Annotated in this window: 3 protein-coding genes; all 3 read right to left on the bottom strand. The window is 61.1% G+C overall.

The features are described 5' to 3' along the window. Positions 1-155, bottom strand: a 155-nt coding sequence (locus AC2VON_RS22970) for a glycosyltransferase (protein WP_486954913.1), incomplete at its 3' end; no start/stop codon positions are given. Between the two features lie 16 nt (positions 156-171). Then, a complete protein-coding gene (locus tag AC2VON_RS22965; protein WP_486954912.1) occupies positions 172-921 on the bottom strand; it encodes a GAP family protein in 750 nt (249 codons plus the stop codon). Between the two features lie 223 nt (positions 922-1,144). Beyond that, the coding region (locus AC2VON_RS22960) for a glycosyltransferase family 4 protein (RefSeq protein WP_486954911.1) at positions 1,145-1,939 on the bottom strand (795 nt) is incomplete at its 5' end.

The following is a 1,939-nucleotide window of genomic DNA, read 5'->3' as shown; positions in this document are numbered from 1 at the left end:
ACGATCTCGAAGTCGACCCCGTCCTGGTCCAGGACGCTGCGCAGGCAGCGCTCGATGGTCGCGCCATTGTTGTACATGGGTACACACACCGAGACGGCGGGATGTCCGGGAGTTCTATCGAGGCTGCAGACGTTCCACTGCTTGCCGCGCTTAATGCGTCGCCAGAGCAGTTTAGAGACTCCCCATGCCTTGAGCTACGAACAGCACGCCGGCAACACTCAGCGCCCCTTGAGCGATGCGGTGACGGTACTTCTGTATCCCACTCTGCAGGTGCTGCATCAGGACATGCGTTCGCTCGGGCATCGCAACATAAGCGATGAGTGGAATTTCGATTACCGCGAGAACGATGAGCGTAAACAGGCCGAACGCGCTGAGCTGTGTGCTGAGCGAGGCGCCCGACCCCATGATGATGGTGAGCACCATCAGACACTCCACCGGCGGCGTTGCCGATCCCAGGCCGGCAAGAAATGCGGGCCAGAGACGGCCGCGTTCCAGCAGGTTCTGCGTGATCGCGCCCATCCGCGCGAATAGGCCCGGCGCGCGAGGCTGGGGCGTCCCATTAAACGCACCACCCCCTACGAGAACGGGGGCCTGCGCCCGAGCGCGCTCACGCATCAACATGTAGGACACAGATCCGAGCGCGAGCACGCCCAAGGCGAGTTGCAGGCGTCCTCCGTCCAAGGCGATGGTGGTCCGGACATCCGCAACCGCGGAGACGAGACTCTTGATTACGAGCAACGCTGTATCACGCATCACGATGAGCACTGCCAAGCCGAGCGCTAGGCCCGCCACCATGCCACCCAACCAAAACACAAGAAGATTGAGCATCGGCTTACGCCTGGATAGCAAGACCACGGCGAGACCCAAGCGCAACGGGTCGATCGCCATCCCGAAGCCCAAAAACAGCACGGCAGTCCACATTGGACGGAACGTTACCTCGTTGTGACGCGTCGCGTAGCGTAACGCCCGGATTCGGGCAGGCAGGTTGCCGATATCTCCGCCGGACACATAGCCTCGGGCTCCGATACCAGGAACGACCTACTCTCGGGCAACTACCTGGCGGGTCGAGAGATAACCCTCCGCAAGAGATGAACTAAAAGCCATTCTTACGTAGGAGTGCCTACCCGAGAGGCTGCGGCAAACCTCAGCTGAGATCGCGGTAAATCTCGGCGGTCGCCTCGGCGCACTTTTCCCAGGAAAACGCGTTGAGACGGGCGTATCCCCGGGCTCGCAGGTCCGCCTGCAGTCCGTCGCTCGTCGCGACGCGTTCCAGGGTCGCGCGCAGTTGCTCGGCGTCGTCGGGTTCGAAGAACAGTCCGGCGTCCCCGACTACCTCGGGGATTGAGCCGGCATTACTGCATACGACTGGGCAGCCATGGCTCATCGCCTCAAGGGGCGGAATGCCAAACCCCTCGTACTTCGATGGATATAAAAACGCAACTGCCTGCCTATAGCGAGCTGCGAGCTCTCGATCGGACCCAGACTCGAACCGCACGCTACCAGCGATGCCGAGTCGGGCGATTTCTTGCTGCTCATCAGGCAACACCGAGTGTCCACCGAATACTATAAGTTCGAAATCCCGCAACACCACCGAGCTGGCATACGCCTGCAAGACAATTCCGAAGTTCTTATATCCCCTGCGGTTCCCCACGTACAGAAGCGTGGGTCTGCGCTCACCGCTTCTTGGCTCCTCTGGGTCCGTCTCAGAGGTCATCGAGTAACCGAGGTGCACGACGCTCGTACGTGCCGCATCGATACCCAAAATGCGCACGAGATCCCGTCGGGTCGTCTCCGAAATGCAGATCACGTGGTCAGCGCGATCCACCGCGGCGCGCTTGGCAGCGGCCACCCGTTCTGCGTCTGGAAACTCGTCGGGAAAAAGCTCGTGGATCATGTCGTATACCGTCACCACACGATGCCGACCCCTGCCGACCGGTTT

The sequence above is a fragment of the Mycobacterium sp. TH-M82 genome, from assembly GCF_057473605.1.
This window is presented reverse-complemented; position numbering and strand designations above follow the sequence as displayed.

What these genes read in the sequence shown, in the direction of transcription:
- AC2VON_RS22965 (WP_486954912.1), bottom strand. Translation starts at nt 921, where the DNA reads ATGTGGACTGCCGTGCTGTTTTTGGGCTTCGGGATGGCGATCGACCCG.